A 25,764-nucleotide genomic window follows, 5' to 3' on the forward strand; every position below is an offset into this window, starting at 1 on the left:
TGGAGCGGTCAGACGGTCTCCGCGACCGATTCGTCGGCGGCCCGCTGCGGGAGCGGACGACGCCACAGCACCGCGGTCATGATGGCACCGAACAGGATCATGGCCCCGCCCACGCCCCAGTTGATGTAGATGAGCTCGTTCGCCACCGCCGGGTCGGAGAGGTCCGCGATCTGCCCCTGGATGCTCTTGTAGAGCGTGAAGACGAGCACCGCTGCGGTCAGCGCCAGGCAGGCGTACCAGACGTTGCCGAGTTTGAGCATCGACGTTCGGTTCGCTTCGGCCGCAAGCGCTTTGATCTTGCCGGTAGCGAAGGCCAGCACGATCGTGGCGAGCCCGCCGAGCACCAGGCCGTAGCCCGAGACGGCGAAGTCCACCGCGTCCACCATGGACGAGCCGTTCGCGGTCGGGTAGATGAGGAGCGAGAACGCCGCCATCGGCAGGCCCAGCACCAGCACGCTCTTCTTGCGGCTCCATCCGAAGCGGTCCTCGAAGGAACTGAACGGCACGATCACCATCGAGATCAGCGAGGTGATGCCCGCGACGACCAAGGTGGCGAAGAACAGCACACCGACGAAGGCGCCGCCGGGCATCTGGCTGAGGATCGTCGGGAAGGTCACGAAGGCGACCCCGCCGCCGGTGCCGACCAGCTGGTCGATCGGGACGCCTGCATCGCTCGACATGAAGCCGAGGACCGAGAACACCCCGATGCCGGCCAGCAGCTCGAATGAGGAGTTCGCGAAGCCCACCGTCACCGCCGTCGTCGACAACTCGCTGTTCCGCCTCAGGTAGGAGGAGTACGCGATCATCGTGCCCATGCCGATCGACAGGGAGAAGAAGACCTGGGCGTAGGCGGCGAGCCAGATCTCGGGGTCCCCGATCTTGTCCCACCGCGGCGTGAAGAAGGCGTTCAGGCCGTCGACGGCCCCTTCGAGCGTCAGGGCGCGGACCACGACGATGCCGAACAACACCAGGAGCAGCGGGATGCAGATCCGGTTGGCGAGTTCGAGGCCCTTGCGGACACCTCCGGCCATGATCAACAGCACCACGGCCCAGACCGCGGCCAATGCGCCGAGCATCGCCGGGCGATATTCGAAGAAGTCGAGCGGCTCGCCCGCTTGGAGGTACTCAACGCCGAAGAACGCCCCGGCGTCGTCGCCCCACGCCAGGCTCGGCGAGAAGAACATGTAGCTCAGTGCCCAGGCGATGATGACGGCGTAGAAGGTCGCCAGGAAGAACGCGATCGCGTTCTGCCACCAGCCGATGCCTTCGGCGGGCCGGTACAGCGAACGAAAGGAGGAAGGCGGCCCCAGCCGGTACTTGCGGCCGATCGTGTACTCGAGCAGCAGCAGCGGGATACCCGCCGTGAGGATCGCGAACAGGTAGGGCAGCAGGAAGGCCCCGCCGCCGTACTGGTAGGCCTCGCCGGGGAAGCGCCAGATGTTGCCCAGGCCGATGGCCGATCCGGCCGCTGCCAGGATGAACCCGGCGCGGGTCCCCCACGTCTCTCTGGTGGTCATGCGTCATTCCACTTCAGTCTCGGCTGCGGAGGGGCGCAGGAAGAAGGGGCCGATCCGGGGATCGGCCCCTCGGCGGTCGGTCAGTCTTCCGGTTCGTCGGGGTGGGTCATCAGCGTGACGGCCGAGACGAGGAGTCCTCCGCCGATGATGACGATCGCGATGATCATCATGGTCAGGGCACTGGCGCTCATCGGGTCGCCTCCTTTTCCTCTTGGACTTCTTCTTCGGTCTCGAGCTCGGGCAGTTCCCTGCGCCGCAGGATCAGCGCCATGATGACGCCGAAGGCCAGCGCCCCTCCGGCCACTGACCAGCCGAACGCCTGGTAGGTGCGGTATCCGAACAGGGAGCTCTCCGCGTCGGCGGAGAGCAGGTCGCGGACGTTGAGGAACAGGATGATGGCCAGCATGATCGGGGTGATCACGCCGAGGCAGACCAGCCAGACCGGACCGATCTTGAAGGTCGAGGTGGCGTTGGCGTCGTCGCGCAGCGCGGCCCACTTCCACAGCACCCAGACGACGACCACGATGGAGACGAGGGCCGCGACGACGATGCCGTACTGGTTGATGAAGTAGTCGGAGACGTCGAGGATCATCAGGCCGTTGGCGGCGGGCATCAGCGCGAGCGAGACGAGGGCCATGCCGCCGCCGAAGATCATCGTGGCCTTCTTGCGGCCCCAGCCGAAGCGGTCCTCCATGGCCGCGATGGGCACCTGGACGATGCTGACCATCGAGGTCCAGCCGGCGACCACGAGCGAGCCGAAGAACAGCACGCCGAACAGGTCGGCCCCGTAGGGCAGGGTGTTGATGATGGTCGGGAAGGCCACGAAGGCCAGGCCGACGCCGGTGCTCACCTGCTCGTCGATCGGGGTCCCGGACTGCAGGGCCATGAAGCCGAGGGCCGAGAAGACGCCGATGCCGGCGAGGATCTCGAACGAGGAGTTCGCGAAGCCCACGGTGAGCGCCGAGGTCGTGATGTCCGACTTCTTCTTCAGGTAGGACGCGTAGGTGATCATGATGCCGAAGCCGATCGACAGCGAGAAGAAGATCTGGCCGTAGGCGTTGAGCCAGACCTTGGGCTCGTCGACGAGGGCGTTCCAGTCGGGGGTGAAGAAGGCGTTGAGGCCGTCGATGGCGCCGTCGAGCGTCAGGGCCTGCACGACGAGGACGCCGAACATGACCAGGAGCAGCGGGATGAAGACCTTGCTGGTGGTCTCGATGCCCTTCTTGACGCCCGCCCCGATGACCCAGAGCGTGAAGGCCCAGACTACGACCATGGCGAGGAGCAGGCCGATCTGATAGCCGCCGAACTCGTAGAGGTCGGGGGTCATCTGCAGGAAGTCGGTGAAGAGGTAGGCCTCGGGCTCGGTCCCCCACTGCTGGCCGATCGAGAAGATCGCGTACCAGCCGGCCCAGGCGATGATGGCGGCGTAGTAGACGGCGATGACGATCGAGATGGCGACCTGCCACCAGCCGATGACCTCGGCGTTGCGGTTCATGCGCCGGAAGGCGACCGGCGCGGAGCCGCGGTGCCTGCGGCCGATGGTGAACTCCATGATGAGCAGCGGGATGCCCGCCGTCAGCAGGGCCACCAGGTAGGGCACCATGAAGGCGCCGCCACCGTTCTCGTAGGCGACGCCGGGGAAGCGCCAGATGTTGCCGAGTCCGACCGCCGAACCGATGGCGGCCAGGATGAACCCGACTCTGGTCCCCCAGTTCTCCCTGATCACTCTCTCTTTGGCCATCTTTGGCTCTCTCCAGTCACGCGGTACTCCGGGCACATTTCCGGCTCACCCTAATGGGACGCGCAGAGCAGGTCAAATGCTTGTTATACGTACGTTACCAATGCTCACATAGTGGAACAGCGGTTGTGCGGACATCCGGGCGTTCGGCCGAGCGGGCGGTCACGTTCACGCCCGGAACGAGACGATGCCCCCTCGCAAGCGCTAAGCTTTTTCAGTTGCGCTTGACGCTCGGAGACACTGGCGAGGCCACCACGCTCGCAGCGCCCAGACCATTCGCGCACCTTCGTCTTGAATCCCATCCGCTCCGCATCCGAGGAGAGCCGTGTCCGCTGCCATCACTCCGGCCGTCAAGTTCGAGCAGCAACGCCTCAACGAGCTGTACGCACGCCTCGACCGGCTCCGCGACGAGGCCGCCGAGCGGCTCGGGGAGTCGCGGCGCAAGCACGTGGAGAACGACCAGGAGCGTTCGCAGCGCGACGCCGAGACCCACCTGTACCGCAGCCGCATCGCCCAGCTCGACGCCGTCGAGGAGGGGCTGTGCTTCGGCCGCCTCGACTACCTCGCCTCGGACGAGCCGATGTACCTGGGCCGCATCGGGATCCACGCTGAAGGCGGCGAGCAGCTGCTCGTCGACTGGCGCAGCGAGGCCGGCCGCCGGTTCTACCTCGCCACCGCCGCGTCCCCGGCCGGGGTGCGCCGCAGGCGCCACCTCCACACCAAGGGCCGCCGCCTCCGCTCGGTGAACGACGAGGTCCTGGACCTGGACGCCGCGGGCGAGTCGGGTTCCACGATCGGCTCCGAAGGCGCGCTCATGGCCGCGCTCGACGCGGCCCGCACCGGCACGATGCAGGACATCGTCGCCACGATCCAGGCCGAGCAGGACCGGATCATCCGCGCGCCCCTGGAGGGCGTCATGATCGTCGACGGCGCGCCGGGCACCGGCAAGACCGCCGTCGCCCTCCACCGCGCCGCCTACCTCCTCTACGAGCACCGCGAGCGGCTCAAGCGCCAGGGCGTGCTCATCATCGGCCCCGGCAAGCAGTTCCTGCGGTACATCTCCGAGGTCCTGCCGGGCCTGGCCGAGTCCGACGTCCTCCTGCGCACGCCCGCGCAGCTGTTCCCCGGCGTCGTCGCCGACCGCCCCGAGACCGAGGCCGTCGCCGCGATCAAGGGCCGGGCCGTGATGGCCGGCGTCATCGCCAGCGCGGTCGCCGACCGCCAGGTGGTGCCGCGCGAGCCCGTGCCGATCGACTTCGAGGGCCACGAGCTGTACCTGCGGCCCGAGAAGATCACGGCGGCGCGGGACGCGGCGCGCGAGACGGGCCTGCCGCACAACGAGGCCCGCGAGACCTTCCACAAGCGGGTGATCGCCGACCTCGCGACGCAGTACGCGGACATCATCGGCGAGGACCCGCTCGGCGGGGAGAACCTGCTGGGCCTGGCCGACCGGGCGCAGTTCGCGGTCGAGATCGCCTCCGACCCGGTCATCAGGGGCCAGATCGAGGTGCTGTGGCCCCAGCTCTCGGCGAGGGAGCTGCTGGAGGACCTGTTCGCGTCCCGGGAGCTCATCGCCTCGGCGGCCGCGGTGCTCAAGAAGGAGGAGCGGGCGCTGCTCTTCCGCCGGCCCGGCGGCTGGAGCGAGGCCGATGTGGCGCTGCTCGACGAGGCCGCGGAGCACTTGGGCGAGATCGAGGCGCCCAAGCGCGCCGGTGAGCTGACCGCCGAGCAGATCGCGTACGCGCAGGACGTCCTGACGATCGCGGCCGGTTCGGCCTCGTTCGACTTCGAGGACGAGGAGTCGGAGATCCTGCAGGCCACCGACGTGATCGACGAGTTCTGGCTCGGCGAGCGGCAGGTGGACGACGTGTTCGTGTCCGTGGCGGAGCGGGCGGCGGCGGACCGGCGCTGGATCTTCGGGCACGTGATCGTCGACGAGGCCCAGGAACTGTCCCCTATGGAGTGGCGGGCGCTGCTGCGGCGCTGCGTGACCCGCTCGTTCACCATCGCCGGGGACCTCGCGCAGGCCGCGGGCCCGACGGCCCCGAAGAGCTGGGGCGAGGTGTTCGGCAGCTCCGGGCTCGCATGGCGGGCCGAGCAGTTGACGGTCTCGTACCGGACGCCCGCCGAGATCATGGAGGTGGCGACGCGGGTCCTCGACGCGATCGACGTCGAGGCGGCCCGGCCGCGCGCGGTGCGCGAATCGGGCCACCGGCCGTGGCTGGAGATCGCCCAGGAGGATCTCGACGGGCGGGTCGAAGCGCTGTGCGCGGCCGAGAAGGCCGCCGTCGGCGAGGGCAGCGTGGCGATCGTGACGACCGCCGAGCGGGCCGCGGGACTCGCCGGGATCGCGGAGGCGTCCGTGCTCACCGTGAAGCAGGCCAAGGGACTCGAGTTCGACAGCGTGATCGTCGTCGACCCCGACGCGATCGCGGCCTCGGGCCTGCGGAACCTCTACGTGGCGCTCACGCGGGCGACGAAGCGGCTCGGCGTCGTGGCGCCCGACAAGCCTGTGTTCCCCGGCGCAGAGGTCCTGTAGAAGTCGTATCGAGCTCTTACACTGTTCACCAGGTGGAGGGGCACGGCGCCCGCGTACCAGCCGTAAACGAGTGAGGTGCGGGTTGACAACGACGACAGGGGACTTGACCGGTGCGCGCGTCGACGGGCGCTACCGGCTCGCGCGGCTCATCGCGCGCGGCGGGATGGCCGATGTCTACGAGGCGCGGGACGAGCGCCTCGACCGCACGGTGGCGGTGAAGATCATCACGAACGCCGCCGTGGCCGGATTCGACGTGAAGGCGTTCGCCGACGAGGCCAAGACGATCGCCAGGCTCTCGCACCCGAACGTGGTGGCCGTGTTCGACCAGGGCGTCCACGAGGGTCTGCCGTACGTCGTCATGGAGTACGTGCCCGGCACGACCTTGCGCGACCTGCTCAACCGGCGGCGGCGCCTGCGCATCGACGAGGCCGTGGAACTGTGCGGCCAGGTGCTCGACGGCCTCCAGGCCGCGCACGACGCCGGGCTCGTGCACCGCGACATCAAGCCCGAGAACATCCTGCTCAAGAACGGCGGCCGGGGCGACCGCGTCAAAGTGGTGGACTTCGGTCTGGCAGAAGCGGTCCACGGCGACCGCGACACCGGCGGGCCGCTCGTCGCCACCGCCGCGTACGTCGCGCCCGAGCTGGTCAACGGCAGGCCCGCGACGACCGCGAGCGATGTCTACTCGACTGCGATCCTCCTGTACGAGCTGCTGACCGGTGAGGTGCCGTTCGACGGCCCCGACTCGGGCGCGGTGGCGCGCCGGCATGTCGAAGAGGACGTGCCGTCACCGCAGCTGAAGACCCCTGACGTGCCGGACGGCCTCGCGGAGCTCGTGACCGCCGCCGCCGCGCGGCGGCCCGGCGCGCGGCCGGTCGACGCCGGGGCGTTCCTGCGCCGGCTCCAGGCCGTGGAGGTGCGGCCCGCGAAGGGCAGCACCGGGAAGGTCCCGCGGCCCACCCGGGTCGTGCAGACCACCATGGTCGTGGACCCGCCGAAGACCAAGCGCTCGTGGAAGGCGCTGCTCACGCTCGGCCTCATCGCGCTCCTGCTCGTCGGCGTCGCCGCCGCCGGGTGGTGGATCGGCATCGGCCGGTACACCGCGACCCCGTCGCTGCTGGACCAGACCCGGGAGTCCGTGGCCGCGTACGCCGAGGAGGAGGGCTTCGAGGTCGACCTGGTGGACGGCTACAGCGAGAGCGTCCCCGTCGGCGGGATCGTCTCGCAGGAACCGGGCGTGGGCGACCGCATCCGCCGCGGCGCCACCATCACCGTCGTCATCTCCCAAGGGCCCGAGCGGTACCAGGTGCCGAACCTCGCGGGCCTGACCGAGGCGAAGGCCCGCGAAGAGCTCGCGGCGTTCACCGCCGAGGTCAAGGTCGAGCACGAGTACAGCGTCGACGCCGCGGCCGGCGAGATCACCCGCACCGACCCGCCCGCGGGCGAGGAGGTCAACGCCGGTGCCACGGTGACGCTCTTCGTCTCCGACGGCTTCCCGCCGAACAAGGTGCCCGACGTGGTGGGCCTGACCGAGGCCGACGCGCGGGCCGCGATCGAGACCGCGGGGCTCCCGGTCGGCGAGGTCACCGAGCGCACCAGCGACACCATCGCCGAAGGCCTGGTCATCGAGCAGGACCCGAGCCCGGACACGCCGGTCGGCCCCGAGAACCCCGTGAACCTCGTGGTCAGCTCCGGCCCCGAGATGATCGCGGTCCCCGACGTCCTGGGCATGGACGTCGACGATGCGACCGAGGAGCTCGAAAGCCTGGGGTTCACCGTCAAGACCGCGCAGATCTGGTTCAGCGGCACCGTCTTCGAGCAGTCGATCGACGGCGGCACCGAGGCCGAGAAGGGCGCCGAGATCTGGCTCTGGGCGCGGTAGGCGCACAGCGGAAAGGGGGCGGACGCCGTAGCGTCCGCCCCCTTCCTGCTCGCTTCAGTTCGCTCCCGCGGCCTTCAGCTCGGTCATCGTGAACAGCGGCTGGATCGCCACGCCGACGTCGGTCAGGTTCTTCAACCCGCCCGACTCGCGGTCGATGACGCACAGGCCCTGCTCGACGATGCCGCCGCGGTTCCGCAGCTCCTCGACGGCGTCGAGCACGGCGCCGCCCGAGGTGATGACGTCCTCGACGATGAACAGCCGCCGGCCCTCGACCTCGCCGCCCTCGGCCAGACGGCACGTGCCGTACGTCTTGGCCTCCTTGCGCACGAACAGGGCCGGAAGGCCCGTCACCTGCGACAGGGCGGTCACGATCGGGATGCCCCCGAGCTCCAGGCCCGCCAGCGCGTCCACGCCGTGCGCGGGCACCAGGGGCGCCAGCGCCTCGGCGATGCGCCGCAGCAGGACCGGGTCGGACTCGAACAGGTACTTGTCGAAGTACTCGCGCGCGACCACACCGGACCGGAGGGTGAACTCCCCGGTCAGGTGCGAACGGTTGAAGATGTCGCGCGCGAGCTCGGCGTCACTGGTGCTCATGCGGTCAGCCTGCCACGTGCGGGCCCTTACGGGCGCAGCGGCGGGTAATCCGGGTCGAGGAGGTCACGCTCGGCCAGCCAGTTGTACAGCGGGGTCTCCTTCGGCCAGTGGCCCCAGCCGTGGTCGCCGGTGGCCATGTGGCCGCCGAGCATCTGCTGCTGGACCGGGTCGAGGTCGTTCCACCACGGTTCTGAGGGCAGGTGGTCGACCAGGTCGCGGGCGCGGATCCAGCGCGGCGTGAACCCGAAGAACGCGACCTTGCGGGTCAGGTCCGAGTAGTTGTCGCTGCGGGCGTGCCAGATGCGGCGGTCGAAGAACATGACGTCGCCGGCGTTGCCGGTGACCTCGATGGCGCCTTCGGGGTCGGGCCACTCGACGTCGCGGCGCGGCGGGCCGTCGATGGTGTTCCACAGGTGCGAGCCGGGGATGATCTTGGTGTTGCCGCGGCCCTCCTCGGTCAGGTCGCTGAAGAAGTAGGCGAGCTTGACCGACAGGCGCGGGCGGGGGTCGGTCTCGGTCTCGCGGTTCTGGCGGCCGCCGTCCTGGTGCCATTCGAAGCGGAACGGGCGCTTGCCGGCGATGGGCGGGTGCTTGTCCACGTGCGAGTGGTAGACGTGGAAGTTCCAGCCCAGGATCGACCACACATAGTGGAAGGTCTTGGGGTGGTTCAGGAGAAATGCGAGCTCCGGGCAGGAGGTCACGGCGTCGAGGCGGTGCATCGCGCCTTCTGGGCTGAGCCGGCCCGCTTCCTTCTCGACCTCGTACACGCGGTCGAGCGCGTCGGAGCAACGCTGGATCTCATCGGCGTCGAGCGCGCCGCGGATCATCAGATAGCCGTCGCGATCGAAGGCTTCACGCTGCTCAGGGGTGAGAGCTGCGGCACCGACCGATGTCAATGCGGTCATCTCAATGCCTTTCCGGTTTCCAGGGGGATCTGTCGTCTACCTAGACGCGCGTTCCGCCCTTCGCGGTTGCACCGCGGGAGTCGGAAAATCAGGCAAGATCCCCGCGGTGCTCGTTACCGGAAAGCGTAGTAGCGATCGCTTCGGCAGCGTTGGAGAAAGTCGCGAAGTCGCGCGGGAAACCGTGGAAAACGAGCGCGGCACGCGATTCGGCAGCGGTTCGTCACTCTCCGAATAGGTCGGTGATCCAGTCGAACCATCCGAAGTCGAGGGAGATCCAGCTCCAGCTGAGCTGATCGAGGTAGCTCATGCCGACCATGAAGAGGAAGATCCCGGTCGCCAGGTGCGCCAGACGGGCGGTTTTGCGCTTGGTGTGCAGCCAGCGGCCCCAGAGGATGCCGCCGGCGATGCGGATCAGGAAGAACAGGCCCACGGCGACGGCCAGCACGAACAGGTAGCTGAATACCTGGCTGCGCAGCGTGTCCATGCCCTGCTGGATCGCCCAGATCAGCCACATGATGAGCGAGAAGAGGCCGCCGATCACGGAGAGCTCGAAGCCCTTCGAGAGCGAACCGGGCGGGCCGAGCAGCGGCGGCCGGTCGGCCTTGTCGAGCTCGCGTTCGCTCGGCTCCTCGGGGTCGGTGGAGAGCTTCAGGCGCGGCAGCGGGCCCCGGCCGGGGGGCGGGCCGGCGGAGCGGCCGGGCGAGAAGCCGTCCTGGCGCTCGTTCTGGCCCGGAACGCGGACGCGCCCGGCGACCGGCTTGTCCTGCACCGGGCTCGGGGCCGGGACGCCGGCTTCCATGACGCGGGTGCCGTCGGCCATCACGCGGGTGCTGTCCGCGGCGGGCGCGACCTGGGTGGGCGCGGCGACCGGTGCCGCGGGGCGGTCGAGGCGGCGGGTGGCCGCGGAGTCGATGGGCGCGCCGCCCACCGGCATCGAGTGCGGGCCGCCGGTGTGCTGGGTGTGCCAGTCGACGCCGAGGTCGGGGAGGTTCGCGCGGGAGACGACGGCGCACAGCTCGGAGATCCAGCGCGGCAGCTCCTCGGTGCGCGGCCGGTTCTCCGGGTTGTCGTCGAGCGGCGCGGTCAGCAGCTCCCGCAGGCGCGGGTTCGACTCCAGGACCGGGTGCTTGCGCAGCCGCGCCCACGGGACCGACTGCTCCTGGCCGGGCGAGTCGGTGCGGGCGCTCGCGCCGGTGACGAGGTAGAACGCGATCGACCCGAAGCCGTGCACGTCGTAGGCGGGGCCCACGGTCCCCTGGTGCGCTTCCGGGCCGGCGGTCTCGCGCGTGTACGCGATGGTGGTCAGGTGCGCCGGGGTGTAGTAGCGGGCGCCGGTGAAGTCGATGACCTTCGCCGAGCCGTCGGGGCCGATGATCACGTTCGCGGGCTTGAGGTCCATGTGCAGCACCGGGTGCGCGCCCACGGGCGGATGGTGCATCGCCTGCATGACCTCGGCGACGGACTTGAGGGTGCGGGCCGCGTCCACGCGGCCGAGCCGCCACTGCAGCAGCTGGCGCAGGTCGTGGCCGGGCAGGTACTCGAGCACCTGGAACGGCACCGGCTCGCCCTGGGGCGCCTGGCCGGGCGGGTGCGGCAGGCGGCCGTAGAAGGCGTCGATGCGGCGGCAGATCGCGCCCACGCCCCGGCCGTGCAGGTCCATGAGAACCGCGTCGCCCTTGTCCCAGGACCGGAACTGGTGCTCGCGGGTGTCGTGCGGGTTCAGGCGCAGGACCTTGACGCTCAAGGGCGCCGAGGCGACCCCGGCGGAGACGCGAACGGCCTGGTACACGTCGGCCTGCCCGCCCGAGCCGAGCAGGCCGGTCAGCCGGTAGCTCTGCTCAGACCCCGGCAGGGGGTCGGCCGGGCCGCAGACGAGGTCGACGGTGGCGTTCGACATGAGTGGTCCTTCGCGCAGGTAGTTCCGAGCCCGCCCTCGGCGACGCTTGCGAGCCGTAAATTCATACAGCGTAACGCCCGGAACCCACCTTCCACGGCCCCCGGAGGCGGTGCTGTTCGCATCATCTCAGCGAGCAACCCGCGCCCTCCCGGTTCGGGTCGGGCTTCAGCGGCCCGAACCCCAGGGGCTGCCCGCCTGCGGCGAGGAGGTCGGCGTGATGCCACCAGCGGAGGGCTGGCCGTACGAGCTCGACGGCGGCGCCGGGGCCTGGTTCGACTGCATCGGCTCGAACACCCCGCCGGGCTGCTGCTGCGGCTGGGACGGGGCCTGCACGCGGTCGTAGGCGCCGACGGGCTGCGCGGCGGGGGCCGCCTGGCCGCCGCGGCGGATCAGCGACCACAGCGCGGGCGAGGCCGCGATCGACAGCAGTGCGAAGCCGAGGATCCACGTGTCGATGAACCGCTCCTCGCCCTCGGTGCCGCCGAAGTCGATGTAGGCCATGAGGAAGCTGATGGTCATGAAGAGCAGGGCAGCCAGGAGGAACAGCACCTGGAAGATCTGGAGGAGAACGCGAAGACCCTTGGACATGTACTGACGCTACCAACACGCGTCGGAATACTCCAGATCCGATGTGCCGAATTCGCCTGGTTTTAGCGACGAGGAGAGACCCGGACGTTCGCCCGGGCCTCTCCTGTGGTCTCGTGCCGCCTAAGGCAGTTCGGGCAGCTCGTGCGTGGTCTCCCACTCGGTGAGCATGTCGATGCGGCGCTGGTGGCGCTCGGCCCCGGAGAAGTCCTCGTCGACGAACGCGTCGGCGAAGGCCGTGGCCTCCTCGAGCGAGTGCATGCGGCCGCCGATGGCGACCACGTTCGCGTCGTTGTGCTGGCGGCCGAGCTTCGCGGTCTCCACGCTCCAGGCCAGGGCCGCGCGGCAGCCCGGGACCTTGTTCGCGGCGATCTGCTCGCCGTTGCCGGAGCCGCCGACCACGATGCCGAGGCTGCCCGGGTCCGCGACCACCTGCGAGGCGGCGTTGAGGCAGAACGGCGGGTAGTCGTCCTCGGCGTCGTACTGGTGCGGGCCCACGTCGACGACCTCGAAGCCGCGGCCGCCCAGATGCTTCACCAGGTGGTCCTTGAGCTCGAGGCCCGCGTGGTCGGAGGCGAGATAAATGCGCACGATGGGACTCTAGCCTTTCGGGAGCTCGACGATGGCGAGACCGGCGCGCGCCTTGGGCACGAACCAGGTCGACTTGCGCGGCATCTTCAACCGCTGGAGGTTCACGTCGATGAAGTCGGGGACCGTGACCGGCGCGATGAGGATCGCCAGGTCGGCCTTGCCCGCGTCCACCTGCGCGGCGAGCCACGACGCCGGGTAGTCGCCGCCCACGTACGTGATGCGCTTGTCCCCCGCGTCCCAGCCGAGCAGGCCCGTGAACACCTCGTTCTCGACCTGCGTGTGGTCGAGCCGGTCCACCACGGAGCCCTCGGTCGCGGGGAACGCGATCTCCCAGGTGCGGCCCTGGCCGTAGACGACCACGGTGCCGCCCTCGGACGGCGTCTCGGGCGGGCCGTCAGTCTCGATGACCGAGGCGCCGATCTGGCCGATCTGCTCCACCAGCTGCGCGGCCGAGCCGGGCAGGCCCTTGACGAGGCGGTGGTAGGGGCGGATGACGACCGACTGCGGGGTGGTGATCACCGCGAGGAACCGGTCGAGCCCGCCCACCTGCGCGGCCAGCGAGCGGTGGTTGCCGTCGGCGACGATGAGGTCGCCGTCCCCGGCCAGCGCGGTCAGTGCCTCGCCGGCCTCGCCGCCGATCGCCCAGATCTCGTGCGAGCGGCCGGCCTCGTCCACGTCCTTCGCGACGGGCTCGCCCGCCTCGGCGACGGCGGCCTCGATCGCGGCGTGCAGCTCCTCGCCGCGGCTCGACTGGAGCAGCAGGACGGGGCTGAGCAGGTGGCGCAGGCGCTGGTTGAGCTCGTTGCGCTGCTTGACCTTCTCGATGAAGACGTCCTCGTTGCGGATGACCTTGCCGGGCTCCTCGGCGGAGGAGGAGATCTCGGCGGTGTCGACGAGGCAGAACACGCCGTACGCGGTCGGCTCCTCGCCGCCGGAGATCCGGTAGGCGACGGCCACGTCGCCGAACGCGGCGAAGCGCCCGGCCTCTTTGAGGGCCGCGAGGCGTTCGGCCGCGGCGGGCAGCGCCTGCTCGAAGGTGAGTCCGGCGGCCACCGCCTCGGGCGTGTGGGCGGGCATCTCGACGCCCAGCATGGAGGTCGGGTTCGACTCGATGATCCGCGTGATCTCGGTTTCGTCGGGGAACTCGTCGTAGTTCTTCGCACCAGTGCTACCGGTGGAAAGCCAGGCCTGGTCGATCGGGTGTGCAGCAGTCACGACACGAGGGTAATCGACCCTGTTCATCGCCGACGTGGCCGCTTAATGAACTTCCAAGATGTGACACACTTCTTTCATATCCGAACCCTGACTGGAGGCATTGTGGCGGCAACGCACATTCTCACTCGAGACGAGGCCCAGCGGCGCGCTGAGCTGCTCCACGTCGAGTCCTACACCGTGGAGCTCGACCTCACCGGGCACGAGCAGGGCGACACCTTCGGCTCGCGCACCGTCGTCAAGTTCTCCTGCACCGAACCCGGTGCCGAGACCTTCATCGAGATCGCCGCCGAGCGCATCGAGGACGCCTACCTGAACGGGGAGCCGGTCGACCTGACGGCCTTCGACCCCAAGGCCGGGCTGAAGATCACCGGCCTGGCGGCCGAGAACGAACTGGTCGTCAACGCGGTCTTCGCGTACTCGACCGACGGCCAGGGCCTGCACCGCATGGTCGACCCGGTCGACAAGGAGACCTACCTCTACTCGCAGTTCGAGGTGGCCGACGCGCAGCGCGTGTACGCCTGCTTCGACCAGCCGGACCTGAAGGCCGCCTTCACGTTCCAGGTGCGCACCCCCAAGCACTGGACCGTGATCTCGAACATGCCCGCCGAGTCGGAGACCGTGGTCGAGGCGGTCGACCTCAAGGTCACGCTCTTCCACGAGTCGGTGCGGATGAGCCCGTACATCACCGCGATCTGCGCGGGCCCGTACTTCGGGGTGCACGAGACCCACGACGGCATCGACATGGGCCTGTACGCCCGCCAGTCCATGAAGGACCACCTCGACCCCGAAGGGGTCTTCGAGGTCACCCGCCAGGGCTTCGACCACTTCCACCGGCACTTCGGGGTGCGCTACCCGCTGCCGAAGTACGACCAGGTCTTCGCCCCCGAGTACAACTTCGGCGCGATGGAGAACTTCGGCTGCGTCACGATCGCCGAGGCCTCGTTCCTGTTCCGCTCCCAGGTCACCGACTTCGAGCTCGAGCAGCGCGCCAACGTGATCCTGCACGAGATGGCCCACATGTGGTTCGGCGACCTCGTGACCATGCGCTGGTGGGACGACCTGTGGCTCAACGAGTCCTTCGCCGAGTGGGCCAGCCACTGGGCGAACGTCGAGGCCACCCGCTTCGACGGCGCCTGGACCACGTTCCTCTCGGCCCGCAAGAACTGGGGCTACGGCGCCGACCAGCAGCCGACCACGCACCCGGTGTACACCGCCGCGGGCGACACCGAGGAGATCCAGGCCAACTTCGACGGCATCACCTACTCCAAGGGCGCCTCGATCCTCAAGCAGCTCGTCGCCTACGTCGGCATCGACCCGTTCCTGGCGGGGCTGCGCGCGTACTTCGAGAAGCACCAGTTCGGGAACGCGGTCTTCGGCGACCTCCTCGGCGAGCTGGAGACCGCGAGCGGCAAGCCGCTCAAGGACTTCGCGGACACCTGGCTGCGCACCGCCGGCGTCTCGACCCTGCGCCCCGACGTGGCCGTGGACGCCGACGGCAACTACACCAAGGTGACCGTGCTGCAGGAGGTCCCCGCCGAGCACCCGACCCACCGCACGCACCGCATCGCGATCGGCCTCTACGACCTGGACGGCGAGCGCCTGGTGCGCCGCGACCGGATCGAAGTGGACGTCGCCGGCGAGGCCACCGCGATCGAAGCGCTCACCGGCGTGAAGCAGCCCGACTTCCTGCTGCTCAACGACGACGACCTCACGTACGCGAAGCTGCGCCTGGACGAGCGGAGCCTCGCCACGGCCGTCGAGCACACCTCGGCGCTCGAAGACTCGCTCGCCCGCGCGCTCATCTGGGCCGCCGCCTGGGACATGCTGCGCGACGCCGAACTGCCCGCGACCCAGTTCGTGGAGCTCGGCTGCCGCAGCCTGACCACCGAGGACGACATCAACATCGTCACCGTCGCGCAGCGGCAGGTCGCCGGGGCGCTCGCCTACGCCGACCCCGCCAAGCGCGCCGCGCTGCGCGACCAGTGGGCGCAGGCCGCGAAGGCCGCCATGGAAGCGGCCGCACCGGGCTCGGACCCGCAGCGTTCGTGGGCGAAGGCCTACGCGTCCGCGTCGCGTTCGGAGGCCGACCTGGCCCGCATCGCGGGCTGGCTCGAGGGCCGCGAGGTCCCCGAGGGCCTGGCCGTGGACGCCGACCTGCGGTGGGCCCTGCTCACCGGGCTCGTCGGCAACGGGGCCGTCCCTGAGGACGCCATCGACGCCGAACTCGACCGCGACTCGACCGCGGACGGCCAGCGCCTGGCGATCATCGCCCGCGCGGTCGTGCCGAACGCCGAAGCGAAGCAGCGCGCCTGGGAGCGGATCACGGACCCGAACTCGGAGAACTGGGTCCGCCGCTCCTCGATGCTCGGCTTCGCGCCGCTCGACCAGGCCGACCTGGTGCGCCCGTACCTGCAGCCGTACCTGGACGCGGTCCCGGAGCTGTGGGAGAAGCTGGGCGCGCAGCAGGCCGTCGAGTTCTCCAAGCTCGCGTTCCCGTCGAACCTGATCGAGGCCGAGACGCTCGAGAAGCTCGACGCCTGGCTCGCCGAGGAGCGGCCCGCGCCCGTGAAGCGCGGCGTCGCCGAAGGCCGGGCCGACATCGCCCGCGCCCTGAAGGGCCGGGAGCTCGACAAGTCCGCTTAACACCGGAACGAGCCGCAAACGGGGCTCCGGAACCGCCGAGCACAACGGCGGTCCGGAGCCCCGAGCGCTCTTCGCACCGTTGATAAGCTCGCCCTGTTGCAACACCCCTGTGCCTCCCGGGCATCGCTGTGCCTCCACGGGCCGAGCTGTGCACTCAAAAGAATGAGGAGAGACCGTCTTGTCCGCGCTTTTGCCGGTGGCCGTCCTGAGCGCCACCTTGGTCGCGTTGTTCGGGATCGTCCTGCCGCTCCTGCTGCTCGGTCCCGTGCTCGCCTCGCGCACCCGCCCGCAGCCCCAGCAGTTGATGTTCGCCGTCGTGCTCCTCATCCCCACCGTGCTCATCGGCTCGGGCTTCATGGCCTGGTGGGCGATCGACTGGCTGCGCCGCTACGACGTGCCCGCGCCGGAGCTCGTCGGCGTCTCGCTCGTCGCTTCGGCCGTGATCGGGCTGATGGCGCCGCTGCGCCTGCCCGGCGGCAACGGGCCGTTCTGGCTCAAGCCGCTGCTCGGCCTCGCCTCCGGTGTGCTCGTGCCGATGTCGATCATCTGGTCCATCGACGCCGGCCTGCACGAGGTCGCCGCCGTCGGCATCGGCGTGCTCGTGCTCGCCGCACTCGTGGTCCTGTTCCGGCTGGTCGCGAAGCCGCTCGCCGACCGCCGCCAGGCGAAGCAGTCGCGGAACTCGGTGCGGCGCTTCGAAGGCCAGCTCGTGGACGTCACCGACGCGGCGTGGCGCCTCTCCAGCGCCCGCGGGGACGCCAACCGAATCGTGCTCACCTACAGCGGCGAGTCCGGCGGCAAGGCCGTCGGCGCGACGCTGATGCTCAAGCGCGACATGGAATGGGTGCCGAAGGCCAAGGAGAACGAGTCGGCGGTGTTCGAGCTCGCGAAGGGCCTCAACGGCCAGCCGACCGAAGCGGTCCTGGCGCAGAAGCAGCTCGGGTCCCCCGCCACGCTGACCATGCGCATTCCGGGGACGACGATCCTGTCGATCCGCGAGACCGTCGCCGACTCGCTCTCGTGGGTCGAGTTCATCGGCAAGCTCGAACTCACCGAAGCCGACGACCTGCTCAAGCGCCAGTTTCCCGAAGAGGCCGGAAAAGCCAAGTAGCCCAACGCAAAGCAATGGCCCGGAAGCCGAAGCCTCCGGGCCGTGCTCACGTCTGGTCTAGCGGCTCGCGGCGGTCTCGGCGAGCATGCGCAGGCCGGTGATGATGCCACCGGCGAGCTGCCCGGCGCCGAACGCGGCCTCCATCGAGAAGACCACGAGGGCCGCGGAGCGGTCCGGGACCTTCTCCTGGGCGAGTTTGCCCGTCACGATCTCCAGCTGCCGCTGCTCGGGCGAGACGGCGATGAGGATCGAGCGGTCGGGGTCGGCGAGCTTGTCGTGCAGCTCCTCCGCCGCGCCCCGGAACGGGTCGTGCAGCGGTCCGACGTAGACGCTGTAGTGCAGGCCGCCGCCGTCGCGCTCGGCGACGGAGAGGGCCTCGTCGATGTGCAGCAGTTCGCGGGTGTCGAACGGGCCTTCGAGGACGGCCGGCTGGACCTCCTCGGGGCTCTTGTCGACGCCCTCGACGATCGCCACCTGGTTACCACTTGCCATGCGAGCCTCCCTTGGGTCCACTGGCGACAGCCTCGGCGCCGTGGGCGCCGGACTCGAGTTCGGCCAAGCCGGACTCGCCTGCCACCGCGCCATTGCGGGCGACGAACCACACCGGTTTGAAGTTGTAGGGCTCGCCCGCGCGGTAGCGGGACTGCGGCCTCGGGTGCCGCAGGAAGATCACGGCGAAGACCGCGACCACAACCAGGATCGGGGCGCCGAACAGTATCAGCAAGTCCTGGATAGTCATGTTGCTCCCCTAAATACAGGTACAGGGCGACTCGGCGAAGTCACGGCCGGCTGGCCGCCGCCCCGCCTTCTCAACGGCCGGCAAGCGGGCACCAAGCCTGCCACTCAGACTAATCCAATTACGCCCCTCACATCGCCGCAGGTGGTAACTCCGTGCAGCCGGTCGCACCGGGGCCGAAAGCGTTGGTGCGGCAAGGCTGTGGGCACGAACAGGGCCCGCCGGCGGTCATGCGGCTGCCGGCGGGCCCTGTTCGTCCGATGGCGGCTACGAGAGCCGGGCGCGCTCCTTCCCGTGGCGGGGAAGCCAGGCCTCCCACGCCGGGTCGGGACGGCGCTGGCCGCGGAAGCCGCGCAGCTGCCAGCCCGAGGGGGGCCGGGGCACGCGGGGCAGGCGCCAGCCGAGCTCGGCCAGGGTCTTGTCGCTCTTGCGGTGGTTGCAGGGGGCGCACGCCGCCACGACGTTGTCCCACGTGTGCGTCCCGCCGCGCGAGCGGGGCACCACGTGGTCGATGGTCTCGGCCGACGCGTTGCAGTACACGCAGCGCCAGTCGTCGCGGGCGAACACGCCGCGCCGAGAGGGGCTCGACCCGACCTGCCTGGGGATCGGCACATAGCGGTTGAGGCGGACCACCGAGGGGACCGGGATGTGCATGGTTTCAGAGCGCAGAAAACCGTCACCAGGAGTGACGGTTTCGGCCTTGCGGGTGAGCAGTAGCACCGCCGCCCGCTTGACCGGTATCACGCACAGCGGCTCGTAACTCTGGTTCAGGACGAGGGCGGAGCCCAGCGTGGCCGCGTTGTGCGTGAAAAGATTCGGGAGCATCCCTGGGGCAGGGTCATCGCTGTCGAGCGTGCTCCTATGTCGAGGACCTATCACGGTGACGTACCTCCAAGCCATCGGTCCCGTCAAGTTTGACCTATATCTCAGAAAATTGCACCCTGGTTCGGTGGGATCTTGAATGACGCGCGAATATCGTCTGTGCGGACCCAGGACGACACCGGATCGGACGGACGTCGGTAAGGGTGCGCGAGGGCCGTGAACGCTGCGGTCCCGCCTCGATGACCTTGAGAAGGACGAACGTGGAACTGCTTGCCGCCACCGAGGGGAGCCCGTGCGACGCGGGTTTCAACTCGTGCTCGCTGCTGTACAAGATCACCGGCAGCGAAGGGTTCGCCGCCGACGGCGGCGTGGTCCTCGACAAGATCGGTCAGGTCCTGCTCATCCTCCTGGCGGCCGTGTTCCTCCGCTGGCTCGCCAACCGCGCCATCGAGCGCATCATCAAGCAGGTCACCTCCATCAAGGGCCCGCAGTCGATCGCCGAGCTCGCGGACAAGCTCGGCTCCGGCAACGCCCGCCGCGACGAGCTCCTCGGCGACCGCGGCGACAAGCGAGCGGAGACCCTCACCGGCGTGCTCCAGCACGTCTCCGGGATCGTCATCTTCACCGTCGCGTTCATGCTGGTGCTCAGCGCCTTCAACGTGAACCTCGCGCCGATCCTCGCCAGCGCGGGCATCGCGGGCATCGCCATCGGCTTCGGCGCCCAGAACCTGGTGCAGGACTACCTGGCCGGCATCTTCATCCTCATCGAGGACCAGTACGGCGTGGGCGACAACGTCGACGTCGGCGACGCCCAGGGCACCGTGGTGGACATGGGCCTGCGCGTCACCACGCTCAGGTCGCTCGACGGGACGCTGTGGTACGTGCGCAACGGCCAGATCCTGCGGGTCGGCAACTCGAGCCAGAGCTGGGCGTACGTGGTGGTGGACACACCGCTGCCGCCGACGGCGGACATCGACCGGGCCGGGGAGATCATCACGCAGGTCGCCGAGGAGTTCGTCGCGGACGAGGACTGGAGCACCCACATCCTCAAGGAACCCGAATACCTCGGGCCGGTCGAGATGACGATCGACGAGATCAAGGTGCGCCTCGGCGTGCGGACCACCTCGGACCAGCAGTGGGCGGCCGGGCGCGAGCTGCGGCTGCGCGTCACGGAGGCGCTGCGTGCGGCCGGGATCATCGACCTCGCTTCATCGGGGCGGATCTACGTGCCGCGCATCGCCAACGGCGGGGCTGCCGGCGCTGCCGGCGCGTCCGGAGCGACCGGGCCTACCGCTTAGGCACAGCGCTTCCCAAGTGATATACGGCCCATTCGGTGTGACGCGTGCCGGATCGGCTTCCCAGGCGGTCCTGCCCTTGGCACGATTGGGAGATGCCTAGTGACAGCCCGCGGGCCGTGGTGGCCTTGACGCCGACCGGACAGCCTGCGCCCACGCAGTCCTTCTACGAGGCCGTGGGCGGCGAGGAGACCTTCGAGCGCCTGGTCGCCTCGTTCTACGCCCAGGTGGCCGACGACCCGATCATGCGGCCCATGTACCCCGAAGAGGACCTGGCCCCGGCCGCCCGGCGCCTGAAGATGTTCCTCGAGCAGTACTGGGGCGGCCCGCACACCTACTCCGAGGAGCGGGGCCACCCGCGCCTGCGGATGCGCCACGCCCCTTACACGATCGGCGAGCGCGAGCGCGACGCCTGGCTCCGCTGCATGCGCCACGCGATGGACGAGGTCGCCCTCGCTCCCGAGTACGACAAGGTCATGTGGGAGTACATGGAGCGCGCGGCGGACTTCATGCGGAACGCATGAAGCATGAGTAGAGCATGCGGAACGCATGACTAGCCTTACGCGCCAAGGCAACTGAACAGCAGAACGGAGCGGCGGGGAAACCCGCCGCTCCGTTCTCGTTCGTCCTCAGGTCAGGCGAGGCACTGGCGCTCGACTTCGCGGTAGAGCTCGTCGTGGGCCTGGGCCCAGGCCAGGTACTCGTCGCTGGCGAGGTCCTCGAGGTCGTCGATGGTGCCCGGGTACTCGTCGGCGATCAGGGTGTCGAGCGCGTCGGAGCAGGCCTGGCGGGCGTCGGAGTCGCCCTGGAGGTTGTCGCGCTCCAGCTGGAGTGCGACGAGCTCGTCCTCGAGTTGGGCCTTCTCGTCTTCGAGTGCGTCGCGCTGCTCCTCGACGGACGCCAACCGGTCGGCCTGCTCGGTGAAGTCGTTCGACTTCTCCGAGTAGAGGATGCCGAAGGTCGCGGCGGCGGCGAGCAGCACGATGGCGATCACGCCGAAGGCCACTGCGGCCTTGTTGCGGGGCTTTCGTGGTGCCGGCGGGAGCGGCATCGGACCGGTCTGCATGTTGGGCGGCGGGCCGGCGGGCGCTCCCATCATCGGCGGCTGGCCGCCGGGTGCGCCCATCTGCGGCGGGCCGGCGGGTGATCCCATGGGCGGCGGGGTCATCGCGTAGCCCTGGGCGGGCGGGGCCACCGGCGACGGGAGGGTCGTCTGCGGCATGGCGCCCGTCGAGGTGGCGGGTGCCGGCGGCGGGTATCCGGGCTGGTCCGCCGGGTGCGAGGCCGCGGGCGGCTGTGCCTCCGTGAGGAAGTCGTCGTTCGAGGACGCGAACGACGACTGCGGCACTGGGGAGGCGGGGGCCGCTTCGGCAGGCGCAGCGGCGGAAACGGCTTCGGGGGCGGCTTGCGGCGCGGCTCCCGGCACGACCTTCACGGTCGCGTCGGATTCGGATTCGAAGACCGACGGCGAGGCCTGGGCCGGGATCCTGACCGCGGCATCCGCTTGCGGCGCTTCAGGTACGGGGTCGGGAGTGAAGGGAGGAGGCGCGGGGGACTCGGGAGGCTGGGCGCCTTGGGGTTCGGGGGTCATGGGGTCTCCTATCCAATTTGGAGATGGGGGTGCCTCATGATCGTACCGGTCGATAGCTCATCGCACCTGTTCAAAGCGCCGCCCCGGACTCCGATGGGAGTCCGGGGCGGCGGTGCACAACGGTCAGACCGGCAGGGTTTACAGCAGTTCGCCTTCGAGCCACTCGACGAATGTGCCCGAGATCGCGGTGCCGCAGTCGATGAGCTCTTCGAGCAGGGCGGTGGTGATGCCGGGGCGGACGGGGACCTGGATCTCGCCGAAGACCGGGAGCGCGCCCGATTCGGTCGGCTCGCCGAGGTAGGCCTTGAGGAAGCGGCGGGTGCGGTTCCACTCGTTCATGGCCGCGTAGCCGCGCTCGGCCCATTCGCGGGGGACGGTCTGGTACGCGCGGGCGCGCAGGACCAGGATGTCGGCGTCGGGGCCTTCGGCGCGGACCTGGACGATGTGGCGCTCCCAGAGGGCCACGATGCCGCCGTTCTCGTCGACGAGGTAGCGGATGTCGAGGTTCTTCAGGGCCGCGATGATGCGGTCCGAGTCGAGCGGCGCGGCCTCGTCGGTCTCCTGGGCGACCGCGTCGGCGGCGATCTGCTCCAGGTCGGAGATGAACTCCGGGTCGATCTCCTCGAGGTCGCGCTTGATGAGGTGCCAGCGGTCGACCTCGGAGATCTGCTCGTGCTCGGGGCCGAGCAGGAGCTGTTCCGCGGTGAGTTCGTGGCGCAGCTCGCGGGAGGCGAACTCGAGGTCGACCTCGTACTCCTCGGTGTCGAGCTCGGGGTCCTCGTGCCGTTCGGCGCGCGGGTTCGGGACCGCGCTCGGCTGGCTGCCGCGCGCCTGGGCGCGTTCGGCGGCTCCTCCGAGCTCGGTGTCGGGTTCCGCGACCGCCTCGGCGATCGACTCTTGCTGTGCGTCGCGTTTTCTGCTGCGCCACCATGCCATGGTGTTGTCCGCCTTCCCACCCAAATGCGAATCACTGGCAGTGTTGGGTAATACGTTGGCATTCATGCTGGGCTGAACCATTGGTTGTGATTGGTTGTGCTTCGCGGGGCATAGCCAAGTTACGTCGTGTTGCAGTGAGCAGACTAGGGCTCACCACTGACATGGCACAACCGTCAGCCAATCCTGACCAAAAGTATGAACCGTCGCGCGTTTGTTCGCAGGCACGAACGGGGTACTGTCACCGGTTTCATATGTATCAGAACGGGAAGGGCGATCCCATCCTCCGGACGTCGGGTATCCGTCACCGATCGGTGCGACCGTTACCGTGTGTTCCTAATCGGTCACAGCATCGGCAGGCCGCGGTCCCTGTCCCAGACGGTGCCGTAGGTGGCGGCGAGACCGATGCGGCGCCCGGCCTTGACGACCCGCACGGGGTCCTCGCCGAGGAAGCCCATCCGGCAGAGGCCGGCGACGAGCCGGAACTCGACCGGGTAGATCCGGCCGTCGTGCTCGACGCGGAGGGTGACGTGCTCGAGCATGGCGTCGCGCAGGCGGCGGTCGCCGATGCCCTGGCCGCGGCGCTCCCGCAGGGCCTGAGCGGCCTTGCGGTCGATGTCGGCGATGTCGGCGGCGGGGACGGCCTCGACGGCCGTCCACGGCGGCCTGGGGAGGCGCCCGCGCCATTCGGCGGCGGGTCGCGGGGAGGCGTTGCCGGAGGCGAGGTCGCCGGCGCGGTAGACCCCGTCGGCCAGGGCGCCGGCTTCAGGCGCCGCACCGGCTTCGCGGACGGCGAGGACCCCGATGGGCAGGGCGGCCCAGAGGCGGCCGCCCTGCGCGAGCACGAGGGTGTCGGGGTCGAGCCGGGCGGCGCGCGCGGCGAAGGCCGCGTCGTCCCCGGCGGTCGTCGTGTCGGTCATCGGATCAGCATCGGCGCGTCAGTCGGTCCACTGCTCGAGGTAGGCCCGCTCCTCGGCGGTGAGCCGCCGGGGCCGCTGGGCCGCCACGTCGAAGGGGACCATCACGGTCTTGGCGCGCAGCGCGAGCTTGTCGTTCGCCATGAGCTCGTAGGCGAACGAGAACGAGGAGTTCCCGATCCGCTCGACCCAGAGCTCGACGCGGGTCTCGGCGGGCACGACCACGGGCAGCAGGAAGTCCACCTCGTGGCGGGCCACGACGACGCCCTCGCGGAACCCGGGGATGCCCGATTCCGTTGCGGCGGAGAACATCATCGCGACCCGGGCCTCTTCGAGCAGCACCATGAACTGGTTGTTGTTCACGTGCCCGAAGGCGTCCATGTCCGACCAGCGCAGCGGGACGTCGGTCTTGAAGCGCGCCACGGCTAGTCCCGGGTGAGCTTCCGGTGGGTGACGCGGTGCGGGTTCGCCGCGTCGGGGCCGAGCCGCTCGATCTTGTTCTTCTCGTAGGAGTCGAAGTTGCCCTCGAACCAGAACCACTTCGGCAGGCCGTCCTCGCCCTCGCCCTCCCAGGCGAGGATGTGGGTGGCGACCTTGTCGAGGAAGGCCCGGTCGTGGCTGATGACCACGGCGCAGCCGGGGAACTCCAGCAGCGCGTTCTCGAGGCTGGAGAGGGTCTCGACGTCGAGGTCGTTGGTGGGCTCGTCGAGCAGGAGGACGTTGCCGCCCTGCTTGAGGGTGAGCGCCAGGTTCAGGCGGTTGCGCTCGCCGCCCGAGAGGACCTTGGTGGGCTTCTGCTGGTCCGGGCCCTTGAAGCCGAACGCGGCGATGTAGGCGCGCGAGGGCATCTCGACCTTGCCGACCATGAGGTAGTCGAGGCCGTCGGAGACGACCTGCCACACGGACTTGTCGCCCGCCAGGCCGGCCCGGTTCTGGTCCACATAGGAGAGCTGGACGGTGCCGCCGACGTTGACCTCGCCCGCGTCGGGCTTCTCGAGGCCGACGATGGTCTTGAACAGCGTGGTCTTGCCGACGCCGTTGGGGCCGATGATGCCGATGATGCCGTTGCGCGGCAGGTTGAAGTCCAGGTTGTTGATGAGGACCTCGCCGTCGAAGCCCTTGACCAGGCCCTTGGCCTCGATCACCGTGGAGCCCAGGCGCGGGCCCGGCGGGATCTGGATCTCCTCGAAGTCGAGCTTGCGGGTCTTGTCGGCCTCCGCGGCCATCTCCTCGTAGCGGCCGAGGCGGGCCTTGGACTTGGTCTGGCGGCCCTTGGCGTTGGAGCGGACCCACTCGAGCTCGTCCTTGAGGCGCTTCTGGAGCTTGGAGTCCTTGCGGCCCTCCACCTTCATGCGCTCGGCCTTCTTCTCCAGGTAGGTGGAGTAGTTGCCCTCGTAGGGGTAGGTGCGGCCGCGGTCGAGCTCGAGGATCCACTCCGCGACGTTGTCGAGGAAGTACCGGTCGTGGGTGATCGCGATCACCGCGCCGGCGTACGCGGCGAGGTGGCGCTCCAGCCAGAGCACGGACTCGGCGTCGAGGTGGTTGGTGGGCTCGTCGAGGAGCAGCAGGTCGGGCGCTTCGAGCAGCAGCTTGCAGAGCGCCACGCGGCGGCGCTCGCCACCGGAGAGGTTGGTGACCGGCCAGTCGCCGGGCGGGCAGCGCAGCGCGTCCATGGCCTGCTCGATCTTCGAGTCGAGCTCCCAGGCGTTGGCGGCGTCGAGCTCCTCCTGGAGGCGGCCCATCTCGGTCATGAGCTCGTCGGTGTAGTCGGTGGCCATCTCCATGGCGACCTCGTTGAACCGGTCGAGCTTGCCCTGGATGTCGGCCACGGCCTCCATCACGTTCTCCATGACGGTCTTGGACTCGTTCAGCGGCGGCTCCTGGGCGAGCATGCCCACGGTGGCGCCGTTGGCGAGCTTCGCCTCGCCGTTGGAGACCTGGTCCTGACCAGCCATGATGCGCAGGAGGCTGGACTTGCCGGCGCCGTTGGGGCCGACCACGCCGATCTTCGCACCCGGGTTGAAGTACAGGGTGACGTCGTCGAGGACGACCTTGTCACCGTGCGCCTTACGCGCCTTTTCCAAGGTGTAGATGAACTGCGCCACGCTGATCCTTCGCTTTGGGACGAGCCGTACTGAACTGACCGGTGTCAATGATGTCAAGTCCCGGGGCGCTCCCGCAAACGGGCCCGTCGCCGGGACCGTCTGCGTCACCGCGACCGCCGGGCCCCGCGCCCCGGTAGGCTGGCGAAAA

At 69.5% G+C, this 25,764-nt stretch carries 23 protein-coding genes; 6 read left to right on the forward strand and 17 right to left on the reverse strand.

Features of this window, described 5'->3' with window-relative positions; all coding sequences use genetic code 11:
* Positions 1-8: 8 nt before the first annotated feature.
* The 3 genes from AB0I03_RS18335 to AB0I03_RS18345 form a co-directional block, all read right to left on the reverse strand.
* Positions 9-1,517, reverse strand: coding sequence for a sodium-dependent transporter (locus tag AB0I03_RS18335; RefSeq protein WP_360414175.1), 1,509 nt, complete (start codon positions 1,515-1,517; stop codon positions 9-11).
* An 80-nt stretch (positions 1,518-1,597) separates the two neighbouring features.
* On the reverse strand, positions 1,598-1,708 hold the full coding sequence (locus AB0I03_RS18340) for a methionine/alanine import family NSS transporter small subunit (protein WP_360414178.1): 111 nt from the start codon (positions 1,706-1,708) through the stop codon (positions 1,598-1,600).
* Positions 1,705-3,258, reverse strand: coding sequence for a sodium-dependent transporter (locus tag AB0I03_RS18345; RefSeq protein WP_360414181.1), 1,554 nt, complete (start codon positions 3,256-3,258; stop codon positions 1,705-1,707). The genes AB0I03_RS18340 and AB0I03_RS18345 overlap by 4 nt, the downstream gene beginning before the upstream one ends.
* Positions 3,259-3,580: 322 nt before the next feature.
* On the opposite strand from AB0I03_RS18345, the gene AB0I03_RS18350 reads away from it, so the two are divergent.
* A complete protein-coding gene (locus tag AB0I03_RS18350) occupies positions 3,581-5,794 on the forward strand; it encodes an ATP-binding domain-containing protein (protein ID WP_360414184.1) in 2,214 nt (737 codons plus the stop codon).
* A gap of 82 nt (positions 5,795-5,876) precedes the next feature.
* Positions 5,877-7,676: a PASTA domain-containing protein gene (locus AB0I03_RS18355; protein WP_360414187.1), complete on the forward strand. Its 1,800-nt coding sequence runs from the start codon at positions 5,877-5,879 to the stop codon at positions 7,674-7,676.
* Between the two features lie 54 nt (positions 7,677-7,730).
* Here AB0I03_RS18355 and pyrE read toward each other — a convergent pair whose 3' ends face one another.
* The 6 genes from pyrE to AB0I03_RS18385 all read right to left on the reverse strand — a co-directional run bounded on the left by pyrE (position 7,731) and on the right by AB0I03_RS18385 (position 13,463).
* Positions 7,731-8,270, reverse strand: coding sequence for an orotate phosphoribosyltransferase (gene pyrE / locus AB0I03_RS18360; RefSeq protein ID WP_360414190.1), 540 nt, complete (start codon positions 8,268-8,270; stop codon positions 7,731-7,733).
* A gap of 26 nt (positions 8,271-8,296) precedes the next feature.
* A complete protein-coding gene (locus AB0I03_RS18365) occupies positions 8,297-9,175 on the reverse strand; it encodes a phytanoyl-CoA dioxygenase family protein (protein WP_360414193.1) in 879 nt (292 codons plus the stop codon).
* A 220-nt stretch (positions 9,176-9,395) separates the two neighbouring features.
* Positions 9,396-11,072, reverse strand: coding sequence for a protein kinase (locus AB0I03_RS18370; RefSeq protein ID WP_360414196.1), 1,677 nt, complete (start codon positions 11,070-11,072; stop codon positions 9,396-9,398).
* 165 nt (positions 11,073-11,237) lie between these two features.
* Complete coding sequence (locus AB0I03_RS18375; RefSeq protein WP_360414199.1) at positions 11,238-11,660, reverse strand: hypothetical protein; 423 nt, start codon at positions 11,658-11,660, stop codon at positions 11,238-11,240.
* Positions 11,661-11,780: 120 nt separating this feature from the next.
* Positions 11,781-12,248, reverse strand: coding sequence for a ribose-5-phosphate isomerase (locus AB0I03_RS18380; protein ID WP_360414202.1), 468 nt, complete (start codon positions 12,246-12,248; stop codon positions 11,781-11,783).
* 9 nt (positions 12,249-12,257) lie between these two features.
* Entirely contained in the window at positions 12,258-13,463 is a 1,206-nt protein-coding gene (locus AB0I03_RS18385; protein ID WP_360414205.1) for a DUF1015 family protein, read from the reverse strand.
* 102 nt (positions 13,464-13,565) lie between these two features.
* On the opposite strand from AB0I03_RS18385, the gene pepN reads away from it, so the two are divergent.
* Together pepN and AB0I03_RS18395 are read left to right on the forward strand one after the other, a co-directional pair.
* The gene (gene pepN / locus AB0I03_RS18390; RefSeq protein ID WP_360414208.1) at positions 13,566-16,106 is read left to right on the forward strand and encodes an aminopeptidase N; all 2,541 of its coding nucleotides are present in this window, start codon (positions 13,566-13,568) and stop codon (positions 16,104-16,106) included.
* Between the two features lie 178 nt (positions 16,107-16,284).
* Complete coding sequence (locus AB0I03_RS18395; RefSeq protein WP_360414211.1) at positions 16,285-17,217, forward strand: hypothetical protein; 933 nt, start codon at positions 16,285-16,287, stop codon at positions 17,215-17,217.
* Positions 17,218-17,274: 57 nt separating this feature from the next.
* On the opposite strand, the gene AB0I03_RS18400 is transcribed toward AB0I03_RS18395, so the two are convergent.
* The 3 genes from AB0I03_RS18400 to AB0I03_RS18410 all read right to left on the reverse strand — a co-directional run bounded on the left by AB0I03_RS18400 (position 17,275) and on the right by AB0I03_RS18410 (position 18,778).
* Complete coding sequence (locus AB0I03_RS18400) at positions 17,275-17,709, reverse strand: DUF5130 family protein (RefSeq protein WP_360414213.1); 435 nt, start codon at positions 17,707-17,709, stop codon at positions 17,275-17,277.
* Positions 17,696-17,956 (reverse strand): hypothetical protein, encoded by a 261-nt coding sequence (locus AB0I03_RS18405; protein ID WP_289954543.1) that lies wholly within the window; start codon positions 17,954-17,956, stop codon positions 17,696-17,698. The genes AB0I03_RS18400 and AB0I03_RS18405 overlap by 14 nt, the downstream gene beginning before the upstream one ends.
* 264 nt (positions 17,957-18,220) lie before the next feature.
* The gene (locus tag AB0I03_RS18410; protein ID WP_360414217.1) at positions 18,221-18,778 is read right to left on the reverse strand and encodes an HNH endonuclease; all 558 of its coding nucleotides are present in this window, start codon (positions 18,776-18,778) and stop codon (positions 18,221-18,223) included.
* Positions 18,779-19,035: 257 nt separating this feature from the next.
* Here AB0I03_RS18410 and AB0I03_RS18415 point away from each other — a divergent pair, with 257 nt between their 5' ends.
* The gene (locus AB0I03_RS18415; RefSeq protein ID WP_360414220.1) at positions 19,036-20,073 is read left to right on the forward strand and encodes a mechanosensitive ion channel family protein; all 1,038 of its coding nucleotides are present in this window, start codon (positions 19,036-19,038) and stop codon (positions 20,071-20,073) included.
* A gap of 92 nt (positions 20,074-20,165) precedes the next feature.
* On the forward strand, positions 20,166-20,594 hold the full coding sequence (locus AB0I03_RS18420; RefSeq protein ID WP_360414223.1) for a globin: 429 nt from the start codon (positions 20,166-20,168) through the stop codon (positions 20,592-20,594).
* A gap of 110 nt (positions 20,595-20,704) precedes the next feature.
* Here AB0I03_RS18420 and AB0I03_RS18425 read toward each other — a convergent pair whose 3' ends face one another.
* The 5 genes from AB0I03_RS18425 to ettA all read right to left on the reverse strand — a co-directional run bounded on the left by AB0I03_RS18425 (position 20,705) and on the right by ettA (position 25,616).
* Positions 20,705-21,661 (reverse strand): hypothetical protein, encoded by a 957-nt coding sequence (locus AB0I03_RS18425; protein WP_360414226.1) that lies wholly within the window; start codon positions 21,659-21,661, stop codon positions 20,705-20,707.
* Between the two features lie 138 nt (positions 21,662-21,799).
* Positions 21,800-22,597, reverse strand: a complete 798-nt coding sequence (locus AB0I03_RS18430; protein WP_360414229.1) for a YbjN domain-containing protein — start codon at positions 22,595-22,597, stop codon at positions 21,800-21,802.
* Positions 22,598-22,938: 341 nt separating this feature from the next.
* Positions 22,939-23,514 (reverse strand): hypothetical protein, encoded by a 576-nt coding sequence (locus AB0I03_RS18435; RefSeq protein ID WP_360414232.1) that lies wholly within the window; start codon positions 23,512-23,514, stop codon positions 22,939-22,941.
* Between the two features lie 18 nt (positions 23,515-23,532).
* Complete coding sequence (locus tag AB0I03_RS18440) at positions 23,533-23,934, reverse strand: thioesterase family protein (protein ID WP_360414235.1); 402 nt, start codon at positions 23,932-23,934, stop codon at positions 23,533-23,535.
* A 2-nt stretch (positions 23,935-23,936) separates the two neighbouring features.
* Complete coding sequence (gene ettA, locus AB0I03_RS18445) at positions 23,937-25,616, reverse strand: energy-dependent translational throttle protein EttA (protein WP_360414238.1); 1,680 nt, start codon at positions 25,614-25,616, stop codon at positions 23,937-23,939.
* Between the last annotated feature and the right edge of the window lie 148 nt (positions 25,617-25,764).

The sequence above is a fragment of the Glycomyces sp. NPDC021274 genome, from assembly GCF_040641195.1.
In the GTDB taxonomy this organism is placed as follows: domain Bacteria; phylum Actinomycetota; class Actinomycetes; order Mycobacteriales; family Micromonosporaceae; genus Glycomyces.